The organism is Prevotellamassilia timonensis, from assembly GCF_021531665.1.
Taxonomy (GTDB): Bacteria; Bacteroidota; Bacteroidia; order Bacteroidales; family Bacteroidaceae; genus Alloprevotella.
Genome location: NZ_JADYUH010000045.1, coordinates 1 through 22,499, shown reverse-complemented (window position 1 = coordinate 22,499; position 22,499 = coordinate 1). Strand labels below are relative to the sequence as shown.

Below are 22,499 nucleotides of genomic sequence, written 5' to 3'. Positions count from 1 at the left end.
GTAGGGTTTGAAACGCCTCAATGTATGGTTCAATGTATAGTTTGTGTATAGTTTGCGCCTCAAACTATACATTTCGTAACATGCGCTAAATCAGCAGAATGCAGGGTTAAATGTAGGGTTTGTGTATAGTTTGTATAGTTTTTTGTTTTCCCTTTTTATAACGTATATAGTAATGCAAGCGAAGCGCGGGAAAACCCTACATGGTGCTTACAAATAACATTATAGCATTTGTTTTTTGAAAGTTATTTGCTCAAAATAGATTAGGTACATGGTTAATCTATGCCAAGATTTGCATTTTCCTATGTGTAATGCATCATTAAATAAATAAAAAGTATCACTTTTGCATATTATATGATAGGTTGATTATTGCAAAGTCATCCACATAGTTGCTTTGCACCTTAAATTGATGTAGTAATGACAAAGAATACAATGGGAACCAAGCTTCCCCGAAAATTGGAGCAAAAGATGCAGATTGTAGGTGAGCAGATTAAGTTAGCTCGCTTGCGTCGGAATCTGAGTGTGGCTCAGGTGGCTGAACGCGCCACCTGTTCACCGCTTACTGTGTCCAAAATAGAAAAAGGGATTCCTACTGTTGCAATAGGGATCTATATACGTGTTTTGTATGCACTGCAACTTGACGATGATATTTTATTGCTTGCCAAAGAAGATAGAATGGGAAAAGCTTTGCAAGATTTGAGTTTGAAAACAAGAGAACGTGCATCCAAGAAAAAAATTACGGGATAAGGAACGTTCAAAAGAAAGTGCTTACGTTTTTGGTCGGTTTCTTAGCGCGCCCTTTTGTAAGTTTCGTCAGTCACATAGCCCGCTATGCTCCTTCCTCGGGTGAAAATCTGACCTCGAAAATCTAATTCAAATATGACGCAACTTATTATTTTCATATTACTTAGTTTCTTAAAACAAAGTTACATTAAACCCTACACAGTGGCGATTTCAACTTCGCAGCTGTGTAGGGTTTGTTTAGTCCTTCTAACTATCGGTTTCCTTTCAGACGATTACAACTTCAACGGCTCACAAGAGGCATTTTGAATCCGACGCAGGGGTATTTCCGTTTTTTTCGGTTGACACAAGATGTCTCCAGTGTCCCCCTCGTCAGCGGAAGGAGTCGGTGAGGAGTTTGATTTCGATGTTGGGAGAGATGCGTTCGTAAAGGATGTTATAGACTGCATCAAGGATGGGCATGTTCACGTGATAGTGGCGGTTGATGTCCTTCATGCACTTTGTGCCGTAGTATCCCTCGGCAATCATTTCCATCTCAATTTGCGCCGACTTGACACTGTAGCCCTTGCCAATCATGGTGCCGAAGACGCGGTTGCGAGAGAAGTTGGAGTAGCCCGTCACGAGAAGGTCGCCGAGATAGACGCTGTCGTGGATGACACGGTCAATGGGATAGACGGCACGAAGGAAACGGTTCATTTCCAGCACGGCGTTGGACATGAGCACGCTCTGGAAGTTGTCACCATATTTCAATCCGTTGCAGATGCCGGCAGCGATGGCATAGACGTTCTTCAAGACGGAGGCATACTCAATGCCGATGACGTCGGAAGAGGTTTTTGTTTTGACGTAACCTGAGGCGAGGGTCTCGGCAAAGGCGGTGGCTTTCTCGTTGTCGGTGCAGCCGACGGTGAGATAGGTGAGGCGACTGAGCGCCACTTCCTCTGCGTGGCTTGGTCCGCCGAGCACGGCGAGGTTTTCATCGGGCACGTTATAGACCTGACGGAAGAACTCTGAGCAAACGAGATTCTCATCGGGCACAATGCCTTTGATGGCGGTGACGATGAAGTTCTGGTGAAGTTTGACCTTGAGTTTCTTCAGGTGGTTCTTCAAGTAGGGCGAGGGAGTGACGAAGACCATGGTTCGACACTGCCGCGCCGCCTCATTGATGTCAGTGGTGAAGGTGATGCGGGAAGTGTCGAAGTGTACGCTGGTGAGATAGGAGGGATTATGTTCCAAGCGGCGGAAATCCTCTATGGTGTCAGCGCGTCGCATGTACCACCAAATGTGGTCCACGCCTTCAAGCAGCATTTTCGCAATGGCGGTTGCCCAGCTTCCGCTGCCCATCACTACTATGTTTCCTAAATCATACATAAGCAGGTCTTTGCCCTTCTCCGGGCACTATACGATGGCAAGAAAAGTTCTTTCGCCACCTCTTATGCAAAGATTAGCAATTTGTTCCGAGATTCCAGTTTTCGATTTCCTGGAGGGAGGGTTTTTCCAGTTCGAGCTTATACTTCTTGATGACCTCCACGATTTGCTGCTGCAACTTCTGCGCCTTGACGTCTTGCAGGTCGGAGACAAGATAGTAGCCGACTTTCTGAAGCACGGGCACGAGGTCTTCGGGGATGCCGGCTTCCACATATTTTGAAACGGCATCGCGGGGCGCTTTCTTCTCGGGTTTCATCTGCGGGAAGAAGAGCACTTCCTGAATCTGGGTCTGTCCGGTCATGAGCATCACGAGGCGATCAATGCCAATGCCGATGCCGGAGGTGGGAGGCATGCCATATTGCAGAGCGCGCAGGAAGTCTTGGTCGATGAACATCGCTTCATCATCGCCCTTCTCGGAGAGACGGAGTTGCTCTTGGAAACGCTCTTCCTGGTCGATGGGGTCGTTGAGCTCAGAGTAGGCATTTGCCAATTCCTTTCCGTTCACCATGAGTTCAAAGCGTTCGGTGAGGGCGGGATTGGTGCGGTGTTTCTTGGTGAGGGGAGACATCTCCACGGGATAGTCGGTGATGAAGGTCGGCTGGATGAAGGTGCCTTCGCAGAACTCGCCGAAAATTTCGTCAATGAGTTTACCCTTTCCCATGGTGTCGTCAATTTCAAGACCGAGTTGCTTGCACACTTCTCTGATTTCCTCTTCGCTCTTTCCGTTCAGGTCGTGACCGGTTTTCTCTTTGATGGCTTCGAGGATGGGGAGACGGCGATAGGGCGCCTTGAAACTGATGGTTTTTCCGTCAATCACAGTCTCGGGCGTTCCGTTCACTGCCACGCAGATGCGTTCAAGGAGTTGCTCGGTGAAGTTCATCATCCAGTTGTAGTCCTTGTACTGCACATAGAGTTCCATGCAGGTAAACTCGGGATTGTGGTTGCGGTCCATTCCCTCGTTACGGAAGTTCTTTCCGATTTCATAGACCCCCTCGAAGCCGCCGACGATGAGTCGTTTCAGATAGAGCTCGGTGGCGATGCGGAGATAGAGGTCGGTGTCAAGGGAGTTGTGGTGGGTGATGAAGGGGCGTGCGCTGGCACCGCCGGGGATGGGTTGAAGGATGGGAGTTTCCACTTCGGTGTAGCCGGCTTCGTCCAGGACCTGACGCATGGTGCTGACGACCTTGCTGCGTTTGCGGAAGATTTCTTTCACCTCGGGATTGACGAGCAAATCGACATAGCGTTGTCGGTAGCGAAGTTCGGGGTCGTTGAAGGCGTCATAGACCACGCCGTCTTTCTCCTTCACGACGGGAAGGGGCTTAAGACTCTTGGAAAGGAGGGTGATTTCGCGAGCGTGGACGGAAATTTCTCCGGTCTGAGTGCGGAACACGAAACCTTTCACGCCGATGAAATCGCCGAGGTCAAGGAGTTTCTTGAACACGGAATTATAGAGAGTCTTGTCTTCTTCGGGACAGATGTCGTCGCGGGTGACATAAACCTGAATGCGTCCCTTGGAGTCCATCAGCTCAGCGAAACTTGCCTTACCCATGATTCGTCTTCCCATCAGACGACCTGCGATGCAGACTTCACGAGGCGTTTCAGCATCTTCGCTGAAGTTGGCTTTGATTTCGTCGCTGTAGGCATTGACGGGATATTCTGCTGCGGGATAGGGTTCAATGTGGAGTGCGCGGAGTTCGTCCAAAGATTGTCTGCGCTGTATTTCTTGTTCGTTGAGCTCTAAGATGTTCATCGCCATGTTTGTTTTGAGTCGTATGTTATAAAATAAGGAGTGACGTATTAGATATAATATATATAATGTGTGTCGGCGCCAAAATCTCCACAAATGAAAGAATTTTGGAGAAGATTCATGAGAAAGCGCACAACTTCGGCACAAAAGTACGAATTTTTCACTCCTCCCACATGTTTTCCGCAGAGAAAGTTTCTTCTCTCACACGGCTCTTTCATTTAAGGGGTGTTTCCTTAGGGCGCGACACTTACCGCGGCGCGACGGTAAGTGACGAAGAGGCGCGGCAGTAAGTGACGAAGCGGTGCGACGGAAAGTGACGAAGAGGCGCGACGGAGTGACGAGCGGAGGGAACGAGGCGTGCTTCCCTCATACGCAAACGAGACTGCAACCGTTCGTTTCCGATGTGGTTGCAGCCCCGTTTGAAGGAGTATGAGATGTATTTCTCAGTTTTTACTTGATGCCGAGTTTTTTGGCGATGGCAGCAGGAATGGCGCTCTTGTGGATGAGGATGTTCATGGTCTTGTAGGCAACGTATGCTTTGGAGGCGTAGAACATGCCATGATATTTTCCGTAGTCACCCCAGGAGTTCTTCACCATGAAGTACTCGTGTCCTTTGGGGTCTTTGGCAATGCCATAGATCACCATGCCGTGGTCGTCGGTGGTTTCCCAGTTGTCGTAGCCAATCTGGCGGAGTTCCTGGGTGATGGTCAGTTCGTCTTCGCTTTCAATGGGTGCGCCGGCGTCGGACGTACCGCTCCAGCGAGCAGCGTCGGAGCCGGTGAGGTCTTTCACTTTGAGGTCACGAGGAACATAGGCATAGCCTTTTCCGTTGCGACGGCCAAAGTAGGTCTCAGACACGTCGGCTCCCCAAGCAAAGGTGTAGCCGTTCTTCACTGCGGTTTCCATGACTTCCATGAACTCGTTCAGCGGGAGGTTGTAGCTTTCAGCCCAGCGCCAGTTGTCTTGGATTTCAAGAATGAACTTGGAGTAGAAGGGATGGTGGGTGTAGGAAGTGAGGCTGACATAGTCATCGGGATTCAAGCCGAGATAGTCGGTGACGTAGGTCTGCGGCGTGTAGGTCTTCTTGCCAACTTTAACCTCAGTGGGGAGTTCGCCGAAGTAGTTACGATAGATTCCGTCGAGGTCTTTTTTCCAAGTCAGGGAAATTTTGTTGAGTTTACCCTTCGCAATGGCGGAGACGTAGGCAGAAGCAACGGCATCGAGTTGGTTGAAGTTGAAGAGAGAGTCACCGTAGAGGGTTCCGGGAGCGGGCATGGCGTCCTGCGGAACGATGCCGTAGTGTTTGAGGCAATAGATGGCATCATAGAAAGAACCACCCTGTGAGAAGCTGGCGTCGCCGTGGGTGCGAACTGCCTTGTCTGCGCGATCCATGTAGGTCTTATAGACAAGGAAGGATTCACAGAGGTCATGTTCGCCCTTGCCCATGCGGAGCAATTCTGCTTCAAGGAAACCGAGGGAGGAATATGCCCAGCAAGTTCCGCTTTGGTTCTGGTCTTTGATGGAGGTGATGGGGTTTTCACGCACGACAGTGAACTTCACGGTGTCGTTCTTTTCCTGTGCACCGAGACTTCCGGGCAGTGAGAAGAGTGCGACTGCAATCAGAAGAAGATTCTTTTTCATTTCGTTTTTGATAAATTGTTTATAGGTTAAAATGATTGTGTCAAAGAATGAACGGACTGGCGTCAGCGTGCTCTGCCATGTAGTTCTCCACTTCCAACGCGCGATAGGGGATGGTTTCTTCGCCGAGGAAACGGCAACCGTCGGGGGTGATGAGGACATCGTCTTCAATGCGCACGCCGCCGAAGTCACGATATTCGTTAATCTTGTCAAAACAGAGGAATTCGGAGTTAATGCCCTCACGCTGCCACAGGTCGATGAGGTCGGGAATGAAATAGATGCCGGGCTCGTCGGTGACGACATGACCCACTTCTAACTTGCGGGCAAAGCGCAAAGCGTTGATGCCGAACTGGGAGGAGGGACGAGTCTCTTCGTCGTAGCCGACGTGGATTTGACCGAGACCTTCCATGTCGTGAACATCCATTCCCATCATGTGTCCCAAACCGTGAGGCAGGAAGAGCGCATGAGCACCGGCGCGAACGGACTCTTCGGTGTCGCCCTTCATGAGCCCGAGTTCTTTCAAACGATCGGTCATGAGGCGGCAGACGGCGTAGTGCACATCCCACCATCTGACTCCCGGACGGGCGTGGCTGAGTGCAAGGTCATGGCAGTCCGCCACGATGTCGTGGATTTCACGCTGGCGCGTGCTGAACTTTCCTCCGATGGGCGAGGTGCGGGTGTGGTCGGAACAATAGTTCTCGTTGGTCTCGGCACCGGCATCGCAGAGCAAAAGACGCCCCTTTTCGAGAGGAGTGGCAGAGGGATAGCCGTGGAGGATTTCTCCGTGCATGGAAACAATGCTTTGGAAGGAGACATGACTGCCGTAGGCAAGAGCAATGCCTTCCAACACACCGCCAATGTATTGTTCTGTCACGCCGGGACGGCAAAGTCGCATCGCTGCCGTGTGCATTTTGTAGCCGATGGCGGAAGCTTTTTCCAACTCGACGATTTCTTCCTCGCTCTTGAGGCTTCTGAGTTTGACCACGGCGTGGATGAGTTCAAGGGAAGCGGCTTCGCGCTGCTTGGAGTGGTGAATGCCGAGCAGGTCGGTGATGGCAAGCATGGTGTCGTGACGATAGGGCGGCAGGAAGTGAACGCGTCTTCCGGCTTGAGCGGCTTGTTTCACACGCTCTTCAAAGGTTGCCATGTCAATGCAACCCTTGGCGCCGGTTTCTTCCGCCATGGCTTTGACGGAATGGACGGAACCATACCACACAATGTCGTCAATGTCAATCTCATCGCCTGCCAACCAAACTTCCCCGCTCTCGGCGTCCAACAGTGCTGCGAGACCGGAGCGGTGCTCGCCGAAGAAATAGAGGAAGGTGCTGTCTTGACGATACTTATAAGCATTGGCAGGATAGTTCATCGGACTCTCGTTGTTGCCGAAAAGAACTATCAATCCGTTGCTGACTGACTCGCAGAGTCGCTGTCTTCTCTCGACGTATGTTTCTTTGGAAAATAGCATGGCGTATATTGATTTACTCGCTACAAAGTGACGTCTCACCGCCAAGAACGGCGGCAAAACAGTAGTAACGAAGAGGTTCTCGAAGGCAAAAGTACTAAATTCTTGAACAAATTCTTACATTTGCACATATTTTAGCGGTTTATCCTGTTTTTATCTGCTAAAACGGGACTGCACGGAGACGACTCACACATTATATATTATATAGGAATATTACGGAGATGACTAAATCCGATTCGGAGATGACTAAATCTGTTTTTCCCGACCACACGGGGCTCGTGCTGGAGGGAGGAGGCATGCGTGGGGTCTTCACCTCAGGCGTTTTGGACTGTTTCATGGATCGAGGCATCACATTCCCCTACTGCGTCAGCGTTTCCGCCGGCGCCTGCAACGGCTTGTCTTTCAAAAGCCGACAGCGCGGACGCGCCAAAATCACCAACATCGACATGCTGGCGGAACACCGCTACATCGGAATGAAATATCTTTGGACGCAACACAGCATCCTCGACCAGCAACTCATCTATGACGCCATTCCCAACACACTCCTGCCCTTTGACTATGACGCCTGCTTCCGCAATCCGATGGAATTTGAAATGGTCACCACGGACTGCGTCACGGGAAAGGCACACTATCTGACAGAACACCAAGACCCGCAGCGACTCCTGCAAATCGCCAAAGCTTCCAGCTCACTACCCTTCGTCTGCCCCATGGTGAACATCGACGGAAATCTCATGCTTGACGGAGGAATCATCGACTCCATCCCCGTGGAGCGCGCCATCGCCACAGGACACCCCTTCAATGTCGTGGTTCTCACCCGAAACAAAGGATACCGACCCACCGACAAAGACCGAAAAATGCCACGTTTCATCTATCGAAACTATCCGCGCCTGCGCCTCCTCCTGAGCCACCGCCACGAATACTATCGCCGACAACTCGAACTCGTGGAGCGAATGGAGGAAGAGGGACGCATCCTCGTCATCCGACCCATGAAACCCATGGAGGTGAGCAGACTCGAGGACGACGTGCAAAAACTCACTGCGCTCTACGAAGAAGGCTATCAGCAAGCAGCGCTCGTGATTGACAAATTCATACAGAACAATCCCTAATCCATTTCTTTTTTGATAGGCAAACTGCGCATTTTCCTTCTTTTATCAAGAAAATAGTTTGTTTATCTTTTTCATTTTTGTTACCTGCCTTCGCAGTGCGAAAGGTAGAACGACTTTGGCATCAGCATCCGTTTGCCTGCAGAACGATGGTGCTGAGGATGTCTTGAGTCCTCGGAAACAAGCAAAGCAGTCCCGGACTTACATCCAATCGCGGGCTGCCTTCGCCAAACTAAACTAAACTTTCATGTCTAACGCGTCGACGCTCGTTCAGCGCCAACCAAACGAAAACAAACTAAACTATGGAAAAATTCAAAAGAAAATGGCTCTTGTTCTTTCTGTCTGTCGCGGCAATTTGCGTGGCTGGTGCGTTTCTCCCCGACAGCCCCGGACTCTGGGAAAGCAATGCGGCGGTAGATACCGCTGACGTGGCGTGGATGATTACCGCCACCATCTTTGTGCTCATGATGACACCGGGTCTTTCCTTCTTCTACGGCGGCATGGTCGGAAAGAAGAACGTCATCAGCACCATCCTCCAAGGTTTCATTGCCATGGGCATCGTCAGCGTGCTCTGGGTCGTGGTCGGCTTCAGCCTCTCCTTCGGCGAGGACATCGGAGGCGTCATTGGCAATCCGCTCACTTTCTTCATGTTCCGTGGTGTGGGAGGACAGACCGACGAACTCCTCGCACCGACCATCCCGCTAGCACTCTTCGCCCTGTTCCAAATGAAGTTTGCCATCATCACTCCCTCGCTCATCACCGGCTCGTTTGCCGAACGCGTGAAATTCTCAGCCTACATGGTCTTCATGGTGCTCTTCTGCCTCGTCATCTACTGTCCGCTCGCCCACTGCACCTGGCACCCCGAGGGACTCTTCCGCAGCTGGGGCGTGGTTGACTTCGCCGGTGGCATCGTGGTTCACGCCTCCTCCGGCGTGGCAGCCCTCGCCGGTGCGGTCTTCCTCGGACGCAGAGTACAGGGAGCACGCAGCGACGCACCCGCCAACATCCCCTACGTTGTCCTCGGCGCTGCCATGCTCTGGCTCGGATGGTTCGGCTTCAACGCCGGTTCTTCGCTCCACGCCGACGCCGTGGCTGTGAAAGCTTTCCTGAACACCAACACCGCCTGCGCCACCGCCATGCTTTCTTGGATTTTCCTTGACGCCATCCAAGGACGAAAAGCCTCAGCCATGGGAGCTTCTGTCGGCGCCGTCGTCGGACTGGTCGCCATCACCCCGTCTGCAGGCTACGTCAGCGTGGGGCAAAGTCTTTTCATTGCCTTCGCCACAACACTGGTTTGCAACTGGGCATGCCACCGCACGGAACGTTCACACCGTCTGGACGACGCACTTGACGTCTTCCCCACCCACGGCACAGGCGGCATCGTCGGCACCCTCCTCACCGGCATCTTCATTCAAGAGGGACTCATCAGCGGCACCGCTGAGGGCTTCACGGTCTTTCTTCTCCACGTCGCCGCTGTCAGCATTGTCTTTGCCTACACGTTCATCATGAGCATGGCGCTCTACTGGCTCGTCAACAAAATGATTCCAATGTGTGTCAGCCGCCAGAGCGAACAGATCGGCTTGGACGTCAGCCAACACGGCGAAAGCTACAATTTCGCCAACTTGGACGACCCAGACGACAGAGGCGAGATGAAATACTAATCACAAAACACTTGAAAAATTTGCACACGGGGCTTGAATGTCTCGGAAAGAGGGTTTACACTTATCAGCGCTTAAACCTCTGATATACAACTAAATCCTTTTTTACTGCGGGACCCGTCGTTTTGAAAAGAACACAAAACGACGGGTTTCTTTTATTTTCTCTCAAAACCGTTCGTTTCAACGCCTTACCCACAAAACTGTAACCCCTCTCTCTTGGGAAGGAGGAGATAGGAGTCCCATGCATTGAAGAAAACAGCCAAATGCCGGAATGAAAAACAGCCAAATGCCGGAATGAAAAACAGCCAAATGAAGGAATGAAAAATAGCCAACTGAAGGAATGAATTTAGCTAAACATTTGGATATTAGAAATTTATCACCAATTTTGCATCGTCAGAAACATAACAAAAACATGGATAAAACATACAAGAAAAGGATTGCTGACAAACTGCTATCAGAACAGTTGGAAGCAGCCGGTGCAGTCTTGATTCAAGGTCCCAAATGGTGCGGGAAAATGACGACTGCGCAACAAGCAGCTGTCAGCAGTATGTTTCTGAACGCCCCCTCTTTCATGATGGTGCTGACCGGCGTTGGAACCTACGCCTACACAAGAACAGACGGCGTGACCGTGGTGTCCATCTCCGCCTTGGGAGTGTGAACAACTCGGAAATGCAGAAAAAAAAGAATCGTGACGACAATGACTTGCATCACGATTCTTTTTTTCTATTTATACTCCTAATCAAAGGGGATTTTCAAAGAGTATTTTGACAATCTTACTCATTACATTCCCGCAATAATCTGCCCTTCTGCGTAAATTTTACGCAAATTATTTTGTGGTGTAAAAATAACGTCGCATTTTTGCAGCGTAAAACTTACACAACAAGAAATATGGACCATACAAAAGACAGTACTAAAGAAATGACCTATTGCTACAAGTATCCACATCCGAGTGTGACAACGGACTGCGTCATCTTTGGATTTGACGGAACGAAACTGAAAGTTCTTTTGGTGAAACGCGCCCTCGAACCTTTCCAAGGGCGTTGGGCGTTTCCGGGCGGATTCATGAAGATGGATGAAAGTGCCGAGGAGGGTGCGCTGCGCGAACTGCAAGAAGAAACTGGGCTGCAAGGTGCCTACATCCGACAGTTCCACACCTTCACCGCTCCCAATCGTGACCCTCGCGAGCGTGTCATCACCATTGCCTACTACGCCTTGGTGCGCATGCAAGAAGTGAAGGGCGGCGACGACGCTGCCGAAGCAAGATGGTTTGCATCGGACGATATTCCTCAGTTGGCATTTGACCACGACCAAATTCTCCGAAAAGCGACAAAGGCTCTGCGCCAGCAAATTCACTTTGAGCCCGTGGGCTTTGAACTGCTTCCCGAAGAGTTCACCATCAAAGAACTGCAGAACCTCTACGAAGCCATCTTGGACGTGCGCTTCGACCGTCGTAACTTCTACAACAAAATGAAGCGACTGGAAATGCTGGAGCAAACAAACGAGACGGTGAATCCCTCCAACAAAAAAGAAGCCTTCCTCTTCCGCTTCAACAAGGCGAAATATGAGGAGTTGAAACAAAAAGGATTCAAGTTGGAATTTTAACAGTGTATTATGGACAACGGATTTATAATGACTCCTTCAACGGTAGTCACCAGTTCACGTCTGAAAACGCTATGCGAACGATACCATCAAGCACTTTGTTTTGGTGAAAAACCAAGTTGTATGCCTAAGATTCGCATCAGATATGTTGAAGAGCGTGGGATTTTTGGGTACGCTGAGTTTGGTGATTTCTTTTTCTTTTCCGATGACTTGTACGTATGGAAACAAGAAGAAAAATATGCAGAAGACCACAGCTATGATGTCGTTGATGGGCTTTTTGATGGCAAATGCACGAGACAGGGATATGCTTGCCGTTTTCTATATGCAGGAGCAGACACCAATTATGTAGACAGCAACGGTGAATCCATCTTTGTTGGAGACGTGATTGAGATAAAAGAGGAAGGAAACAAGTCCCAGTTGGCACTGAGCTACTTTCCTTACGATGAGCACGAGGATATGAAGTATTGTTTTGTTCTTGACAATCATTCTCTATCTCTTGAGGATTGTGTCGGCAGAGAAGACTTGCGTCTCACGCGCATTGGAACCTCTTTCTTTCAATTGAGTCCACATGATGAGACTGAAGATATGAACAAGAAAATTCGAAATTTTAACGACTGGCACGATACCAATGAAGAACATGATGAGAAAGTGCTCATGGCGAAATACACACCTAATTTCGATCAAGAACTGTGGAAGTATCATGGTTTGGTAATCATCGGTGCAACCTATAACTGGAGATAAGAACACCCCTTAACCTATTTGTAACACATGGAAAGAAAAGATTATATCACCACCATTCAAGAGTTGCTAAAAGGCAGGAATGAAGAGTTTGATAAAGCGGATGTCAAAAGAATTCGCTTGATTCGTCACAAGGATTCCCGCAAAGAAAAAGTTATTGGTGGGAAAGTATACGACAGTTCGCTCTATGACATTTATCTATATGAGAATGAAGCTTTCTTGACCTATCAAAGCGAACAACGTGTATCTAAATTAAAAAATGTGGACTATCTTGTTTCGTTCATCGGTGAGGAAAGTACCTCGTCAAGATTTGTTGGCGTTTACAAAAACTATGGCCCTTTTCAAAAGCATTCTTCATGCGAAGGAGACATCTTTGCAAAATTCGACATTCAGGAAATACCTGGTTTTGAATTACTCAAAGAAAGAGTGGTTATCGACTGGAAAAATCCGATACAGTGGTTGCAACACTACCACGAAATGCCTGTCATTCGGATTGACCGAGGCTTGATGGAAAATAATCTGCCCGTATTTGTGAGATATGAGGACGTCGTGTTGAACTACACTCAACTGCAGGCAATCATAAACAGCAATAACTCCGAATGGAAGACAAGGTTGGAAAGTTGCAACTGCATTTACTTGATTCTTGACAAAAGTAATGGGAAACAATACGTAGGCTCCACCTACAACACCAAGGGAATCTGGGGTAGATGGAGCAATTATGCCAAAAACGGACATGGAGACGATGTGGAACTAAAGAAATGTGTAGAAGCAGACTCTAAATATGCCGAGAAAAATTTTCAGTGGTGTATTCTTGAGACTCTTCCCATCAAAGTTCTGGAAGATCAAGCCATTGAACGCGAGTCGCTTTATAAGCGTAAGTTGGGTACAAGAACACATGGACTCAACAAGAACTAAGAAGCCTTCCTCTTCCGCTTCAACAAGGCGAAATATGAGGAGTTGAAACAAAAAGGATTCAAGTTGGAGTTTTAAGGACTGTTGTTTTCATTCCGTTTTAAAGTCATTACACCCCTAAAAAGAGTGAAATAATATGTTAGGAGCAATCATTGGCGACATCGTGGGCAGCACCCGTGAGTGGCACAACATCAAGACAGAGAAATTTGAATTAGTTCCCAAAGGCAGCCGGTTCACAGACGACACGGTCATGACGCTCGCCGTGGCAGAATGGCTGATGACCGACCCTCTACACCGTCCGGAGACTTTGGTAGAAACCATGCAGCGATTGGGAAGGAAATACATTTACGCCGGCTACGGCAGGAGGTTTTCCACGTGGCTGTTGAGCATAAATCCCCGCCCCTACGGCAGTTTCGGCAACGGTTCTGCCATGCGTGTGAGTCCGGTCGGATTGTATGCCAACTCTCTTGAAGAAGCACTGGAGTTGGCGCGCATCACGGCTTCTGTTTCCCACGACCACCCGGAGGGCATCAAGGGAGCACAAGCCATCGCAGGTTGCGTGTTCCTGAAGAAGAACAACAGTTGGGAAAGTGGAAGAAGAATTTGGAGTTTTATTAAAGATGAAATTGGATACGACCTTGATTTCGATCTTGACGAACTCCGCAAGACCTACAGTTTTGACATCACCTGTCAAGGCAGTGTGCCCGTTGCCATCAAGGCTTATCTTGAACGAAGTGATCATCCTGCTGAGGAGGCGTTGCGGCTTGCCATTTCCATGGGTGGTGATTCTGACACCATTGGAGCGATGACAGCCTCCATTGCCGGCGCACAAAGTTTACACGTGACCGGCGGTGAATTCAGCGACAACCTCATTGCACAATGCCGCGCCCTGCTCCCCGCCGACCTGCTTGACATCAACGACCGCTTTGAGGCTTTTGTCAGTCGTCCGCTTCATCAGTCTTACTATGTGGATGGGAATCTGTTTGCCGGTGAATATCCCGGCGATAGGAGCGATGAGTTGGCAGCAGAAAAACTGAGAAGAATGCACCACTTTGGCGTGCGCCATTTCATCGACCTCACCGAGGAGGGTGAGCTGCGCCCCTATCGCCAACTCTTGCCCGACGACTGCACCTATCATCGCTTCCCTATCCGCGACTTGGATGTTCCCGAGTCGGTTGAGGTAGCACAACGAATTCTGAACGAGATAGATTATCTGAAACAAAAAGACGGATACACGTACATCCATTGCTGGGGTGGCGTGGGCCGCACAGGCACCATCGTGGCTTGTCACCTTGCTCGACAGATGAAAGAGCCTACTTTGGAAGAGGCACTTACAGCCATGCGCATCAAATTCTCGGAAATGCCGAAATCATCACATCGCAATGCCCCCGAGACAAGAAAACAGACAGACTTCGTGCATCAGTTTGCGAAAACATGCCTACAGAAGAAAGCAGAAATGAAGTTGCGAACCCAAGACCGCATCCGCGGCTCACTGATGGCGGGCGCCGCCGGCGATGCGTTGGGCTACACCGTGGAGTTCATGAGACGCCACGAAATCCTTGCGAGATACGGCAACCACGGCATCACGCAGTTTGAACTCGACCGCGAAGGAAAGGCTTTGGTCAGCGATGACACGCAGATGACGCTCTTCACTGCATGTGGCATGTTGATGGGTGTGACACGTGGCTCTATGCGAGGCATCGGAGGACAGCCGGAAGGTTATGTGGATGTAGCTTATCTTGATTGGTACTATACGCAGACGGGCAAAAAGAGGGCGTTCCGCCACACCTGGCTCCGCGACCTTCCCGAGCTCGCTCACCGCCGTGCTCCGGGGAACACGTGTCTGTCGGCTTGCGAGAGTATGTATCAAAATGAAATGGTGCAGAATCACAGCAAAGGTTGCGGCGGCATCATGCGCGTGGCTCCCATGGCCCTGCTTTTGGCAGGCTACTGGAGTCGTGGGTCATCGCCTTATGACATTGAGCAAATGGACAGAGCGGGAGCAGAAGTGGCAGCCGTCACCCACAAGCATCCCTTGGCATTCCTGCCGGCAGCCATGCTGACTCACCTCATCTACCGTGTGATTAGAATGGACGAGGTGGAGGTAAAGGCGCGCATTGCGGACATTGCCCTTGAAACCATTGAAGCACTGAACCATATCTATAAGGGACAATACGCTGAGGACAAACACATCCTTGCCCGTCTCACTCACGCCGCCGTGAAACTTGCCCAAAACGAAAAGAGCGATGCAGAAAACATTCGCACCCTCGGCGAAGGGTGGACCGGAGAAGAAGCGTGGGCGATTGCGCTCTACTGCGCAGTGCGTCACATTGACAACGCTGAGCAGGCTCTCATCGCTGCCGTCAATCACGACGGAGACAGCGATTCCACAGGCTCCATCTGCGGAAACATCATGGGAGCAATTTATGGCTACGAAGCCATCAAACGCCGGCGTCTTTTCTGTCCGCGGGGAAAGGAGTTGGAAGAAACACTGGAACTTTCCAACCTCATCCTCGCCCTTGCCGACGACCTCTTCACCAGCTGCATCATCAGCGAATGTGCCCCCATTGACACACCTGAAAAGATTCAGTGGTATGAACGTTATTGCGAAATGCAACCCGCAGGCATCCGGACGCCCATGGATGAGGAATACAACCTTCTACGCTTCCTAACGGCACAAGAAGAACACTACAAGCAAGCTTTGGAAGAAATCAAAGCCGGACGGAAACGCTCACACTGGATTTGGTACATCTTCCCGCAGTTAGCGGTCTTGGGGCACAGCTACAACGCAAAGTACTATGGCATCAGCGGTCTGGACGAAGCGAAAGCCTATCTTGCCCACCCCACTCTTGGCCCGAGACTGAGAGTCATCACTCATGCACTACTTGACAACGAAACGAGAGTGCCCACTGAAATACTGGGTAGCATTGATGCCATGAAAGTGCGTTCCTGCCTGACCCTTTTCAATGCCGTCTCCCCCGACGACATCTTCCAACTCGCTTTGAACAAGTTCTATGACGGAAAGCCGGATCCGCTGACCTTGGAGCATCTGCGATAGACGCAGAAACCACCATCCGCATCTCCGAGTCACATCGGGAAACACCTCCGAGTCACATCGGGGAAACAAAACATCGGCACCACGCTTTTCTCGGTGAGAAAGAATCTCCCTTGAACAGCGTGGTGCCGTTTCTGTGCGCCGATTTGTCATTCTCGTCCCTATTCCTTTTTATTGCTGTCCGGTAATACACTTAACGGTTTGAAGCCTTGGTGCTTGTGTATGGTCACCAAGGCGTCATAGCGGCGTTTAGACATAACTTCAAAAGACGTTTACCGGACAACTTAACAATATGGAGGAGGCGTTCAAAACGTCACTGTTTCTCTATTCTTAGAATTTTTGCATCAGCCAAGCCCCTTGGCTTCACTGATACAATTCGGTATTAAAAGTAGTGGTGACACGTTGTTTTCTTGCTTTTGCCTGTCTCAGCCAATTTCTGACGTACGGATTGCTGAGAAACTGAGGAGTGGCGCTGACCGCAATGCGTTCAATCTGCGGAGTGAGGATGGGCGTAGGATATTGGTTGCAGAGGAGCATGAAGAAGCCGGGACCGAGGACGTTGTCGTAGTTGTCCATGACGAACTTTGTTTCGAGTTCTTCGGATTCCCGGGTGAGTTTCTCCACTTTCTTTCCGAATTTGCGGTGAATACTTTCAGGGCTCTGACCGGCGCGCATCATGCGCATGGTTTGCTGCTGAATCTGCCACATTTCGTTTTCGATGCGGTTGTGTTTCCGGAAGAACTTGTAGAGTTTTTCATTGAGCGGTCCGCCGGTGACTCTCTGTCCGGCGTTGTCCACCTGAATGTTGAGATTCCCGTCTTCAATGACGATGGGCATGACGCACTGGTTTTGGGTGAACATCATGACCATCATGGTGGAGTCCACGTCGCCGACGAAGTTAAAACGTCCGTGAACGACCTCGCAGGAGTCAATGCAAATAGAGGAGGCTTCAAGCTTTTGGGAAACCCCCTCGGGGGTGACGCGCAGATAGAGCATTCTGCCGTCCAGGCAAGACATGGTGGAGTTGCCTGCAATGTTGTATTGTTCTGCACAAGAAGTGCACAACAACAAAACGGCGGAGAGGATGGCGGTCAGTTTGTTCATGAGAAAAATGGTCGGACGTTCTTTGGAAATGTCCTTTATTTCCATGACAAATATACTGTCTCTTTATTGAAACCTCCTCAGCGTATCACAAAAACTGACTGCGAAATAAATCTTTTTTGGGATTTAGTTCGCAGTCAGACGAAAAACATAAGGTGTTTTCACACAAAGGTGGATTTTTTTCATCTCAGTTTTGCACGAGCAACGTGTTTTTCAGCTACCGGCGTCTTCCTTTTTCTGTTCACTGTCGATTCGGAAGATGGTATAAACTTCCAACACGGTGGCAATGAGGAGCGTCACTTTCCATTCGGAGGAACGGAAGGGAGGTATGCCGAAGTGCTGGGTGAGCATAAGACCCGCTGTGACGAGCAGGAGCATGGCTCCGAGCACTTGTTGGCGGCGCAAACGTCGGATGATGAGGTTAGAGCCTTCGTAGGCGTCGTTGATTTGCAACGGACAGAAGAGCAATGCGCCCGCCGTGAAAACGAAGGACGCCACTTCTGGAGCGAAGAGGGGCATCACGGCTCCGAGGGGGAGAAGGATGCCTCCGAGACGGAAGAGGAACTTTTTCATACGCTGCAACAATTATTCCACCACATAGACGTCCTCGTCGGCGTTTTTCATGTAGAGGTTCACTCTCGCCACGCGCTCAACGGCTTCTTGCGAATTTTCCAACGCGTTGAGTTCTTGGGTGGCTTTTTCATATTGTTCCTCATACATTTGGATTTCTTTCCTCAACTCCACGTTTTGCAGGTGGAGTTCATAGCGATGCCAATAACTGTTGGGGTCGAGGAAGCCCACGACGAGAATGAAGATGATGATGCTCCAGAGATATTTTTGACGGAGAAGAGTCAATCCGAACTTTTTTAGTTTCTGTCCCATGGTCGTTTTTTACGATTTTCTGCAAAAATAGTCATTCGCACGGACTCTTCTGCGAGTCACGGCAGAAATTTCTTCTTTTGTGAGAAAAGAGGCGGCAAAGGAGGCTCAGAGGTCGTGGTGACGGAGACGATAGTCGGCAAGTTCTTCGTATTTTGTGCCGGGGCGTCCGTAGTTGGCAAACGGGTGGATGCTGATGCCGCCGCGGGGCGTGAAGAGTCCGGTGACCTCAATGTATTTTGGGTCCATAAGGCGGATGAGGTCTTTCATGATGACATTGACGCAGTCTTCGTGGAAGTCGCCGTGGTTTCTGAAACTGAATAGATAGAGTTTCAGGCTTTTGCTTTCGACCATGCGCTGGTCGGGGAGATAGGAGATGCGAATTTCGGCAAAATCGGGCTGTCCGGTGATGGGACAGAGGCTGGTGAACTCAGGGCAGTTGAAACGAACCCAGTAGTCGTTCTCGGGATGTTTGTTTTGGAAAGTCTCGAGCACCTCGGGGGCATAGTCGGACTTATACTCGGTCTTCTTGCCGAGAGCTTGGAGTTGAAGATTTTCGCGCATGATTTCTATGGAATAAGTGGGAGTTGGAACTAATTCGCTAAAAGATATGCCTTCGCTATATACCTTATTATATATACGTCGTTCAAAGCCGGAAGGGATTGTAGGAGATGCCGCTGTCAATGGTGTCTGTCCGTTCCACACGCTTCAGGATTCTGACGACACGGATGGTCAGCGGGAGGACGAGAATTTCATAGAGCGTCTTCAGCACCACCTGATTCAGCATGACCCACGGCATGACGTCCCAGGGAATGACGCCGCCGAGCGCCAAGGGGAAGAAGATGAGGGAGTCGGCACCTTCTCCGACCAGCGTGGAGGCTATGGCGCGCCACGAAAAAGCGGAGGCGGAAGTGACGGCGCGGCGAGAGCGGGACTTCATGATGCTCATGACGTAGGCATTGAGGAAAGAACCGACCAGAAAGGCGAGAAACGAAGCGCCGGCGATGCGGGGTGCCAGACCGAAGACGGCATGGAAGCCTTCCTGCCCTGTCCAGTAGGGTGCGGCGGGGAGCAAATCGGCAGCGAAGCCGAACAGAACGAAGAGGAAGTTCATGAAGAAGCCGAGCCAAATGACGAGGCGCGCCTTGACATAGCCATAGACTTCAACGATGCAGTCGTTGATGACATAGGAAACGGGGAAGACAATGAGACCGGCGGTCAATGACAGTCCTGCCACTTCAACTTGTTTGGCTTCGAGGAGGTTTGCCGCAATGAGGCAAACGCAAAAGAGCATTCCCAAAATCATGAACGGAATGCTCACCGTCATCTGGGGACGGTTGAGTTCAGTTTGTTTCATTCTTGTTTTTTACGAGGTTTGACAAGCACTCGGGAATGCGTCTGTGACGCTGTTCCACGTCGTCTGCGACGCTGTTGAAGACCGTTTGGAGAATGTTGAAAGCTACTTCGTGGCTGCACAGAGCGGTTTCGCAGAGTGTCGGAGACGCATTTTTCGGCGCGAAGTTAGTGCTTTTTCGGCAATTACGTAATATCTTTGCCGTGTGACCTCCACAATCTCGGTCTCTCATCTCTCCTGAAATTTCTGAGAGACATCACCTAAAAACCAGAAACATAATCCTAAATCTTAAATATCATCATGAGTAGATTCAACCTTTTTGTGGCACTACTGACCTGCGTCAGTCTCCTTCCGATGCGTGCCGCCGCCCAACCTTCCTTGATTCCACTGCCTGCCTCCATGCAGTGCGGAGAGGGTCAATTCCGCTTCGGCGAAAAACTCAAGGTCTTTGTGGATGCCTATCCCGGCGACAGCATAGCCACCGTTTTCAACCGTTTCTCTGCCTCGCTCACCAAAGTCACCGGCATCAAGGTGTCTCGCGCCAAAGAGGCAAAAGCCGCGCTGCGTCTGAAACTTGACAAAACGCTGGGAACTGAAGCCTACACGCTGAAAGTGACGCCCGACGCCATCGACATCACCGCCGCCCGCCCCGCCGGCTTCTTCTACGCGCTCCAAACGCTCGGACAACTGCTGCCCTCGCGTGCCGTCCTCGCCGGAGTGTCCGACGACACAAAGGAATGGACCGTGCCCGTCGTCACCATCGCCGACGCTCCGCGCTTCGGCTGGCGCGGTTTCATGTTGGACGAGGGACGCCACTTCTTCGGAAAGGAGGAAATCAAGAAACTGCTTGACGTCATGGCTGCCTACAAACTCAACCGCTTCCACTGGCACCTCACGGAGGACCAGGGCTGGCGTTTGGAAATCAAGAAATATCCGAAACTGACCTCCGTCGGCGCCACTCGCCAAAGCAAGGTGCTGGGCTGGGGCGACACGAAACCCGACGGACAGACCTACGCCGGCTTCTACACACAGGATGATGCACGCGAAATCGTGCAGTATGCTCGCGAACGCTTCATCGAAATCGTGCCGGAGGTAGATATTCCCGGTCACTCTCAAGCCGCGGTGGCATCCTATCCCGAGTTTCTCTCCTGCGACCCGCAGAATCCCCACGAGGTGTGGCTCTGGCAAGGCGTTTCGCCCGACGTCATCAACGTGGCGAATCCGAAGGCTGTGCAGTTTGCGAAGGACGTGATTGACGAACTCACCGACATCTTCCCCTTCGGCTATCTGCACCTCGGCGGCGACGAATGCCCGACCTCAAAATGGGAGCAGAACGCCGAATGCAAAAAAATGCTCGGGGAAATCGGTTCGAAGAACTACCGTGACTTGCAGATTCATTTCTATCGTCAGTTGATGGACCACATCGCCGCGAAACCCGCCGCACAACAGCGCAAACTCATCTTCTGGAACGAAGTCCTCCACGGCAACACCGCTCCCTTGGGCACGGACATCACCATCATGGCTTGGGTGGGAGCCGACGGCGCAGCACTTGATGCTGCCAAACGCGGCATGCACACAATTCTCTCACCGCAAATCCCCTACTACATCAACCGCCGTCAATCCACCCTCCCCACCGAACCGCGCTCGCAGGGACACGGAACGGAAACAGTGGAGGTGGTCTATAACTACGCACCGATGAACAACGTGCCGGACAACCTGGCGGGAAAATACATGGGTGTGCAAGCTAACTTCTGGACGGAATGGGTGGAAGAGGCGAACGTCGTGCAATATCTCATGTTCCCGCGCCTCGCCGCCGTGGCTGAAGCGGGCTGGACGCCGCAGCCGCTCCGAAAATATCCTGACTTCCTGAAGCGACTCCAAGCCGAACCGGACTTCTACGAGTTCATGGGAGTGGACTATGGCAAGCACGTCTTCCAAGAGAACGCGAAATAGACAGCCTGCCCCAACGAACCAATCTGAAATTTGCAACACCGCCCGCAAACTCCTCAATTTGCGGGCGGTGTTTCTTTGTTTCGGTGATTGAGTGTCGCCTTATACAACATTCTGTCCATCTCCTCGCATAGGAGCAATTTCTCAATTACCATAGCGGGCTATGTGACTGACGAAACTTACAAAAGGGGGCGCTAAGAAACCGACCAAAACGTAAGCACTTTCTTTTGAACGTTCCTTATCCCGTAATTTATAGAACACCCCTATAATCAAAATGAGACTCTGATAAATACGGATATCTCGTAAAATGTAGTAAACTACGGGGATTATTTATATTCTCCGTAACTTTTCACGCATTGCATTCATGATTTTCATTAAATGATTGTAGCTTCTTGAAGAAGCCATAGTCAACACCTTCAAGAATAGAAATACATCATACAAAGACAACCTCGCCCTGTTCACGAACACGTTTGCCCAAGACGATACACGTAATGCCTGGTGGAAAGCGTTCTTGAAAAAGATTCGTTGGAAGGAATATATCGACTTCTCTGATGTAACGAACTGCATTAAAGAGAATCTACAAGAATATTGGAACGAAGATGTCTTGGGACAAATGCATAGAATTAATAAGGAATCATAATTCGAATCAGATATGGCAACAATCATAAAGAACGAAGAGAAAGCAAAATAAGCACTTTCTTTTGAACGTTCCTTATCCCGTAATTTATAGACACCCCTATAATATATACCATATTACAAGGGCAAGAAAAAACTATGCAAACTATACACAACCCCTACATTCAACCTTGCATTCCGCTGATTTACCGAGCGTTACGAAATGTATAGTTTGCGCCGCAAACTATACACAAACTATACACAAAACTATACATTGCAACGAGAGAGACAAAGAGACAAAGAGACAAAGGACGAAAGACGAAAGGACGAAAGGACGAAAGACGAAAGGACCGCCTTTTTGAAACATTAATGTTCATGAATTGATTCCATTAAGAAGTCATCAATTTGTTTTGGAACACGAAACGCGCGAAATGTTCAGAAATTAATGGGACAATTAATGGGACAATTAATGAGACAATTTATGGGCATTAATGGAGAAATTGAAAAGCCCTTCCCTTTAGGGAG

Annotated in this window: 18 protein-coding genes; 9 read left to right on the top strand and 9 right to left on the bottom strand. The window is 50.1% G+C overall.

Annotated features, from left to right (window positions below):
- Positions 1-414 precede the first annotated feature (414 nt).
- On the top strand, positions 415-744 hold the full coding sequence (locus I6E40_RS08030; RefSeq protein ID WP_235386524.1) for a helix-turn-helix domain-containing protein: 330 nt from the start codon (positions 415-417) through the stop codon (positions 742-744).
- Positions 745-1,110: 366 nt separating this feature from the next.
- On the opposite strand, the gene I6E40_RS08025 is transcribed toward I6E40_RS08030, so the two are convergent.
- The 4 genes from I6E40_RS08025 to I6E40_RS08010 form a co-directional block, all read right to left on the bottom strand.
- Positions 1,111-2,106 carry an NAD(P)H-dependent glycerol-3-phosphate dehydrogenase gene (locus tag I6E40_RS08025; RefSeq protein WP_235386523.1) on the bottom strand — a complete coding sequence of 332 codons (996 nt, stop codon included), beginning with the start codon at positions 2,104-2,106 and terminating at the stop codon, positions 1,111-1,113.
- A gap of 73 nt (positions 2,107-2,179) precedes the next feature.
- Positions 2,180-3,913 (bottom strand): lysine--tRNA ligase, encoded by a 1,734-nt coding sequence (gene lysS / locus I6E40_RS08020; RefSeq protein WP_235386522.1) that lies wholly within the window; start codon positions 3,911-3,913, stop codon positions 2,180-2,182.
- Positions 3,914-4,360: 447 nt separating this feature from the next.
- Entirely contained in the window at positions 4,361-5,551 is a 1,191-nt protein-coding gene (locus I6E40_RS08015) for an aminopeptidase C (RefSeq protein WP_235386521.1), read from the bottom strand.
- Between the two features lie 40 nt (positions 5,552-5,591).
- Positions 5,592-7,013 (bottom strand): aminopeptidase P family protein, encoded by a 1,422-nt coding sequence (locus I6E40_RS08010; RefSeq protein WP_235386520.1) that lies wholly within the window; start codon positions 7,011-7,013, stop codon positions 5,592-5,594.
- Between the two features lie 239 nt (positions 7,014-7,252).
- On the opposite strand from I6E40_RS08010, the gene I6E40_RS08005 reads away from it, so the two are divergent.
- The 7 genes from I6E40_RS08005 to I6E40_RS07975 all read left to right on the top strand — a co-directional run bounded on the left by I6E40_RS08005 (position 7,253) and on the right by I6E40_RS07975 (position 16,078).
- A complete protein-coding gene (locus I6E40_RS08005; protein WP_235386519.1) occupies positions 7,253-8,116 on the top strand; it encodes a patatin family protein in 864 nt (287 codons plus the stop codon).
- A 299-nt stretch (positions 8,117-8,415) separates the two neighbouring features.
- Positions 8,416-9,774, top strand: a complete 1,359-nt coding sequence (locus I6E40_RS08000; protein WP_235386518.1) for an ammonium transporter — start codon at positions 8,416-8,418, stop codon at positions 9,772-9,774.
- A 409-nt stretch (positions 9,775-10,183) separates the two neighbouring features.
- Positions 10,184-10,429: a hypothetical protein gene (locus tag I6E40_RS07995; RefSeq protein WP_235386517.1), complete on the top strand. Its 246-nt coding sequence runs from the start codon at positions 10,184-10,186 to the stop codon at positions 10,427-10,429.
- A 230-nt stretch (positions 10,430-10,659) separates the two neighbouring features.
- Positions 10,660-11,373 (top strand): NUDIX hydrolase, encoded by a 714-nt coding sequence (locus I6E40_RS07990; protein ID WP_235386516.1) that lies wholly within the window; start codon positions 10,660-10,662, stop codon positions 11,371-11,373.
- A gap of 120 nt (positions 11,374-11,493) precedes the next feature.
- Positions 11,494-12,111 carry a hypothetical protein gene (locus tag I6E40_RS07985; RefSeq protein ID WP_235386515.1) on the top strand — a complete coding sequence of 206 codons (618 nt, stop codon included), beginning with the start codon at positions 11,494-11,496 and terminating at the stop codon, positions 12,109-12,111.
- A 27-nt stretch (positions 12,112-12,138) separates the two neighbouring features.
- A complete protein-coding gene (locus I6E40_RS07980; protein ID WP_235386514.1) occupies positions 12,139-13,023 on the top strand; it encodes a GIY-YIG nuclease family protein in 885 nt (294 codons plus the stop codon).
- A gap of 133 nt (positions 13,024-13,156) precedes the next feature.
- Positions 13,157-16,078 (top strand): DUF1810 family protein, encoded by a 2,922-nt coding sequence (locus I6E40_RS07975; protein ID WP_235386513.1) that lies wholly within the window; start codon positions 13,157-13,159, stop codon positions 16,076-16,078.
- A gap of 360 nt (positions 16,079-16,438) precedes the next feature.
- On the opposite strand, the gene I6E40_RS07970 is transcribed toward I6E40_RS07975, so the two are convergent.
- The 5 genes from I6E40_RS07970 to I6E40_RS07950 all read right to left on the bottom strand — a co-directional run bounded on the left by I6E40_RS07970 (position 16,439) and on the right by I6E40_RS07950 (position 19,412).
- On the bottom strand, positions 16,439-17,224 hold the full coding sequence (locus tag I6E40_RS07970) for a DUF4369 domain-containing protein (protein WP_235386512.1): 786 nt from the start codon (positions 17,222-17,224) through the stop codon (positions 16,439-16,441).
- A gap of 165 nt (positions 17,225-17,389) precedes the next feature.
- Positions 17,390-17,749: a hypothetical protein gene (locus I6E40_RS07965; protein ID WP_235386511.1), complete on the bottom strand. Its 360-nt coding sequence runs from the start codon at positions 17,747-17,749 to the stop codon at positions 17,390-17,392.
- 12 nt (positions 17,750-17,761) lie between these two features.
- Positions 17,762-18,058 carry an FtsB family cell division protein gene (locus tag I6E40_RS07960; RefSeq protein WP_235386510.1) on the bottom strand — a complete coding sequence of 99 codons (297 nt, stop codon included), beginning with the start codon at positions 18,056-18,058 and terminating at the stop codon, positions 17,762-17,764.
- Between the two features lie 105 nt (positions 18,059-18,163).
- On the bottom strand, positions 18,164-18,619 hold the full coding sequence (queF, locus tag I6E40_RS07955; protein WP_235386509.1) for a preQ(1) synthase: 456 nt from the start codon (positions 18,617-18,619) through the stop codon (positions 18,164-18,166).
- 82 nt (positions 18,620-18,701) lie between these two features.
- The gene (locus tag I6E40_RS07950) at positions 18,702-19,412 is read right to left on the bottom strand and encodes a queuosine precursor transporter (RefSeq protein ID WP_235386508.1); all 711 of its coding nucleotides are present in this window, start codon (positions 19,410-19,412) and stop codon (positions 18,702-18,704) included.
- Between the two features lie 297 nt (positions 19,413-19,709).
- Here I6E40_RS07950 and I6E40_RS07945 point away from each other — a divergent pair, with 297 nt between their 5' ends.
- On the top strand, positions 19,710-21,362 hold the full coding sequence (locus tag I6E40_RS07945) for a beta-N-acetylhexosaminidase (RefSeq protein ID WP_235386507.1): 1,653 nt from the start codon (positions 19,710-19,712) through the stop codon (positions 21,360-21,362).
- Positions 21,363-22,499 lie beyond the last annotated feature (1,137 nt).